This window comes from Candidatus Electrothrix sp. (assembly GCF_052785085.1).
This window is the reverse complement of sequence record NZ_JALAAI010000180.1, coordinates 1-5,383: the sequence shown is the minus strand read 5'-3', so window position 1 is coordinate 5,383 and position 5,383 is coordinate 1. Positions and strand designations below refer to the sequence as shown.

Here is a 5,383-nt window from a genome sequence, read left to right as displayed (position 1 = left end):
TACTATCCTGGCGGGACAGTAAGAAAAAAAATGAAAATAAAAAAATCTGTGGTGCCAAGAACGAATTGCCAAAACACTTAACATGCTGATTTCAAAAGGATTATTTTCTCGGTATCGCAAAGTTGGGTTAACATACCTGAAAGGACCGACGACCATGCTGAATATTGATATAAAAAAAGCCGAACATTGCTTTTCCGATTTAATTAAAAAAACTGCCGACGACGGGGAAATTACGATAACCGAACAAGGACATCCTATCGTAAAACTCATCTCAGTCAGAAAAAGGCGGACAAAAAAGCGGCAATTCGGAAGCGCAAAAGGACTGATTAAGATAGCGGACGATTTTGATGCGACCCCTGAAAATTTTAAGGATTACATATAATCCCCTCTCATCGGCTGTGACAGAGCATTCCGCGCTTACCCGATTGACATTATATGGTAATGTAGCGGGGAATGGCTGATGTGCCCTGTGAACCTGCCGATTTTTTCAGCTGAAAACCGATAACCCACGTTCCGGGTGTACCCTTGATCGAATGGAGTGACTTCCGACTATGCAATCCACAGAGCCGCTACGTACCTTTTACAAAACTCTGGAAGGAGAAGGCGAAAAACCGCTGACTCCGGATCATCCGTATTACGTTAGTATCCTCGGAGCCACCCCGGAAAAAGACCCTGTACGCAGATTATGGCAACGGATAGATATCTCCAGTTCGGAAAGTGTTAACCTGCTCACCGGTTTTCGCGGCAACGGCAAGAGTACGGAACTGCGTCGTCTGAAAAAATTACTGGAAGACGACGGCTGCACGGTTTTCCTGGTCAATATGCTGGATTACCTCCTGATGACCAAGCCGGTGGAACTGTCTGATTTTATTCTCTCCTTAATGGCCGCCCTGAGCCATGCTGTCGGCGAGGATAACGATCTGAACCTGCAACCCTTGACCCGCTCGTATTGGGATCGGTTGACAAGCTTCCTGCAATCGGAAATTGAGGTGGATAAATTCGGTCTCAAAGCCAAGTCGGGTATCAGTGCTGTTGATCTGGGCCTGAAACTGAAAATCGAACCGGATTTTAAGCAGCATATCCAGCAACGATTACGAGGCCACCTGACCCGGCTGGTGGAGGATGCGCAAGAGTTTGTTGATGAACTGGTGCGGGCAATCCGGAAAACAACAGGTGACCCGGATAAAAAAGTCGTTTTGCTGGTGGATTCTGTGGAACAGCTACGCGGTCTGGGAGGGGATGCAGAAAAGGTCTATGCCAGTGTCCGTGAATTATTTTCCGGGCAGGCTGGACATCTGGCCTTTCCCAAGCTCCATGTGGTCTATACGGTACCGCCCTTTCTCCTAGCTTTGGCGCAAAACCTCGGGCGCAATCTTGGCGGTCATCCTGTCACCCAATGGCCCAATATCCATGTACGCAAAAAAGCAGATAACGGACAGGATGCGGACGGCATCGGGGTGATGGCACAGATCATAAGTAAGAGGTATCCTGATTGGCAGGAAATTTTTCAACCCGAGGCTCTCGGCTCTCTAGCCGCTGTTTCCGGGGGTGACCTGCGTGATTTTTTTCGCTTGATTCGGGAATGCCTGGTCTCCTGTATGCTTGGCTCCAAGCCGGAAAAAAAAGTAGATCAGGAAATTATTGAACGGGCGGTGCAGGATCTGAAAAACGATATGCTGCCTCTTGCGGATGAGGATGCGCGGTTTCTGGCAAGAATCCATAAGTCAAAACGACAAGAACTCGGTTCAATAGTTGAACTGCCCGTTCAGGGACGTTGCTGGGAAAACAATCTGATCATGAACTACCTCAATGGTAATTCATGGTATGATATTCACCCAGCCTTGATTGAAGAGATCAAAAAGCAGGGCCTTCTCAACCCCATAGAAGAAGAAATAAAGTCCAACTCCTGCCCCGGCACAGTACAGCAATAAACTGCTATTTTCCCCTTACCTACTACTATGAGCACCCTCTGCTTGATAAATAAAAACAGGTAGTAGTCCCCGCTGAAGGCTTGCGGGTCAAGCCTGCATCGCCCTTTTTATTATTGCAAAAACACGTTGACACTTGAGAATATCATGTTAAACTCAAGTTCACCTTTCACTTCGGAGCACATAGTCCTCCGCCTGTACTTGGAGTTATATGATGATCAAAAGAAAATTATTGCTGCCTCCGCCGGGTGAAGAAACCTTTTTCCTATGGGGACCGAGGCAGACAGGAAAATCAACACTTCTTCGGGCCGCTTATCCAGATGCGGTCTGGATTGACCTCCTCAAAGCTGAGGAATTTCGCCGCTACCTTGACAGGCCCGAATTGCTCCGCCAAGAATTTTTGACGAAAAAAAATCCCCCCTTTGCGGTCATTGATGAAGTGCAGAAACTGCCTGCTTTGCTTGATGAAGTCCACTGGCTGCATGAAAATCATCAGGTTCACTTCGCCCTGTGCGGTTCAAGCGCACGTAAAGTACGGCGGGGCCATGCAAACCTGCTGGGCGGTCGGGCGATACGCTATGAGATGTTCGGCTTTGTCGCTGCTGAACTTGCTCCTGATTTTGATCTGAACAGGCTCCTCAATCACGGGTATCTTCCACGAATCTATCTCTCCCAACAGCCTCGTAGGCTACTCAACGCTTACGTTGCCAATTATTTAAAAGAAGAAATAGCCGCCGAAGGGCTGGTTCGGAATCTGCCTCTGTTTTCCGATTTTCTTAATCTGGCCGCTCTGTCGGACACGGAGCAGGTCAATTTTTCCACCATAGCCAGAGATTGCGGAGTTTCCGGCCAAACGGTCAAAGAATATTTCCAGATTCTGGAAGACACCTTACTCGGCAGATGGTTGCCCAGTTTTCGTAAGCGTCCGAAACGACGGGTTACTGCGTCAGCCAAATTTTATTTTTCCGATGTGGGAGTGGTCAACTTTCTGGCAAAACGGGGAACGTTGCGGCAAGGAGGAGAACTCTTCGGCAAAGCCTTTGAAAACTGGTGTTTTCATGAGCTGAACACCTATAATCAATATACGGAAGCCTATGCGGATTTTTTTTACTGGCGGCTGGCTGGAGGCACAGAAGTGGATTTTATTATCAATGATATGGAACTGGCTCTCGAGGCCAAAGCGACTGCCAAAGTTACACAGAAGCATCTGAAAGGACTCAGGAGCCTTTTGGTTGATCATCCTGATGTTCAACGAAGACTGGTTGTCTGCTGCGAAAGCAAGTACAGAACAACGGAGGACGGCATAGAAATTATGCCGGCGGAAAAATTTACCGAGCTGCTTTGGCAGGGAGAGCTGTTCTGATCTGCACAACTTAGTTGAATATCATGATCTTCCCGGTTATTTTCTTCAGAAGCTGGATGATCTGTCGGACCGAAAATAAAGAATAATACTATAAAATCACTATGGACACCTTTCTCCTAGAAGAACAGCTCCGCAATTTCCTGCGGGAAGACCTGGAGCACGGCGACATCACCACCGATGCTATCTTCTCTGACCAGGAAACCGCCACAGTGACCCTGCGGGCCAGAGAAGCCCTTGTTGCAGCGGGTATGGAGCAGGTTGCTGCCAGGGTCTTTCAGCTTCTTGATGAGCGCATAACATATTCCCGGCCCATAGCAGACGGACAACAGGTTGACAGCGGCCAGGTACTGATGACCGTCAGCGGCCCGGTTCACGGCCTGCTTCGGGGAGAACGGGTGGCCCTCAACCTGATCCAACGGCTCTGCGGCATTGCCACCCTGACCCGCCAATATGTAGATGCTGTACGAGGCCTGAAGGTCAAGATTGTGGATACCCGCAAAACCACCCCTGGCCTGCGAATGCTGGAAAAGTATGCTGTTCGGGTTGGTGGGGGCAGAAACCACCGCTATAGCCTCAGCGATGGTGTCCTGATCAAGGATAACCATATTGCTGCCTGCGGTTCCATTCAGCGAGCTGTGGAAAAAGCACGGGCAGCAGTGCCGCATACCATTGCCATTGAAGTGGAAACCGATACTCTGGAGCAGGTGCAGGAATGCCTGGATTGCGGGGTTCAGATTATTATGCTGGATAATATGGATTGCAACACCATGCGGCAGGCCGTCAGCATGATCAATGGAAAAGCCTTGATTGAGGCATCTGGCGGAGTAAATCTGGACACAGTACGGGGAATCGCGGAAACCGGGGTGGATATTATTTCTGTCGGGGCACTCACCCACTCGGCCCGAGCCTGTGATATCGGACTGGATTGGTAATACAATGAATAAAAAAGAATGGCAAGCCATTGAACAGGCCCGGACTCTGTTTCAGCTGGGAGAGCAGGCAACAGCCGAAGAAATGAAACATGCCTATCGCCGGATGTGCAAAAAATACCACCCGGATCGGGTCGCAGATAAAGACAAGAAAAAATATGCTGACATTATGTGTCGCCTGACTGAATCCTACGAGCTGCTCATGCGCTATGTCAAGGGCTACCGTTTTCCCTTAAAACCAGATAAAGAGACCCTTTATGATCCTGAAGACTGGTGGATGAATCGTTTTGGTGATGATCCTTTTTGGGGACGAAAAAAGCGATAAACTTCACAAGGTCTTTTTTTGATAAATCCTGGCCTGTTGATCAATAACCTTCATTTCTTCTTCCAAGCCGGAGAATCTGAGACTCTCCTTATTGCCAAGACAGAAAAAGCCGTCAAACACCAAGCTATCCCGGAAAAGCTTCAGCACCCGACGTTGCAAGATATTATTAAAATAAATAAGAACATTACGACAGAGAATCAGGTGCATTTCACCAAAGACATTATCTGTCACCAGATTATGATTGGCAAAGGTAATATTCTTTTTTACCTCTTCACGAACAACACAGTCCTTTTCAGTCAGAGTGAAATAATCTGTTAGTGCAGCTTTTCCTCCAGCCTCTTGATAATTTGTATAAAATGCCTCCAGTCGTTCCAGAGAATACCTCCCTGTCTTTGCCTGTTCCAAAGCAAGATCATTAAAGTCAGTCCCGTAAATAATAGTTCGATCATATAACCCTTCCTCCATCAACAGAATGGCTATGGAGTAGGCCTCTTTCCCGGTGGCACAGCCTGCGACCCAGATCTTGATGTAAGGATAAGTAGTTAACATCGGTACAACCCGCTCCCTGATGCTTTGATAGACAAAGGGGTTGCGAAACAGGTCAGTAACCGTGATTGAAAACTCTTTGATAATTTTTTCAAGAAAGGAGGCATCCCGCAGCAGGTCAGGCAAAATATCAGAAAGGTAACGATAGCCATTGCTTTGGCATAACCCAACTTTGCGATACCGAGAAAATAATCCTTTTGAAATCAGCATGTTAAGTGTTTTGGCAATTCGTTCTTGGCACCACAGATTTTTTTATTTTCATTTTTTTTCTTACTGTCCCGCCAGGATAGTA

Annotated in this window: 6 protein-coding genes; 5 read left to right on the top strand and 1 reads right to left on the bottom strand. The window is 47.6% G+C overall.

The annotated features are described in order from the left end of the window. Nucleotides 1-154 precede the first annotated feature (154 nt). The 5 genes from L2082_RS18180 (at nucleotide 155) to L2082_RS18160 (ending at nucleotide 4,545) form a co-directional block, all read left to right on the top strand. Nucleotides 155-382 (top strand): type II toxin-antitoxin system Phd/YefM family antitoxin, encoded by a 228-nt coding sequence (locus L2082_RS18180; RefSeq protein WP_446010636.1) that lies wholly within the window; start codon nucleotides 155-157, stop codon nucleotides 380-382. Between the two features lie 169 nt (nucleotides 383-551). Then, nucleotides 552-1,931 carry a hypothetical protein gene (locus L2082_RS18175; RefSeq protein ID WP_446010635.1) on the top strand — a complete coding sequence of 460 codons (1,380 nt, stop codon included), beginning with the start codon at nucleotides 552-554 and terminating at the stop codon, nucleotides 1,929-1,931. A 208-nt stretch (nucleotides 1,932-2,139) separates the two neighbouring features. Next, on the top strand, nucleotides 2,140-3,291 hold the full coding sequence (locus tag L2082_RS18170; RefSeq protein WP_446010634.1) for an ATP-binding protein: 1,152 nt from the start codon (nucleotides 2,140-2,142) through the stop codon (nucleotides 3,289-3,291). A 101-nt stretch (nucleotides 3,292-3,392) separates the two neighbouring features. Beyond that, complete coding sequence (gene nadC, locus L2082_RS18165; protein WP_446010633.1) at nucleotides 3,393-4,223, top strand: carboxylating nicotinate-nucleotide diphosphorylase; 831 nt, start codon at nucleotides 3,393-3,395, stop codon at nucleotides 4,221-4,223. 4 nt (nucleotides 4,224-4,227) lie between these two features. Further along, nucleotides 4,228-4,545 carry a DnaJ domain-containing protein gene (locus L2082_RS18160; protein ID WP_446010632.1) on the top strand — a complete coding sequence of 106 codons (318 nt, stop codon included), beginning with the start codon at nucleotides 4,228-4,230 and terminating at the stop codon, nucleotides 4,543-4,545. A gap of 3 nt (nucleotides 4,546-4,548) precedes the next feature. On the opposite strand, the gene L2082_RS18155 is transcribed toward L2082_RS18160, so the two are convergent. Next, the gene (locus L2082_RS18155) at nucleotides 4,549-5,301 is read right to left on the bottom strand and encodes a CheR family methyltransferase (protein WP_446010631.1); all 753 of its coding nucleotides are present in this window, start codon (nucleotides 5,299-5,301) and stop codon (nucleotides 4,549-4,551) included. Between the last annotated feature and the right edge of the window lie 82 nt (nucleotides 5,302-5,383).

Coding starts and splice junctions, on each gene's coding strand:
- L2082_RS18160 (WP_446010632.1), top strand. CDS start 4,228: ATGAATAAAAAAGAATGGCAAGCCATTGAACAGGCCCGGACTCTGTTT.
- L2082_RS18155 (WP_446010631.1), bottom strand. CDS start 5,301: ATGCTGATTTCAAAAGGATTATTTTCTCGGTATCGCAAAGTTGGGTTA.
- L2082_RS18170 (WP_446010634.1), top strand. CDS start 2,140: ATGATGATCAAAAGAAAATTATTGCTGCCTCCGCCGGGTGAAGAAACC.
- L2082_RS18180 (WP_446010636.1), top strand. CDS start 155: ATGCTGAATATTGATATAAAAAAAGCCGAACATTGCTTTTCCGATTTA.
- nadC (WP_446010633.1), top strand. CDS start 3,393: ATGGACACCTTTCTCCTAGAAGAACAGCTCCGCAATTTCCTGCGGGAA.
- L2082_RS18175 (WP_446010635.1), top strand. CDS start 552: ATGCAATCCACAGAGCCGCTACGTACCTTTTACAAAACTCTGGAAGGA.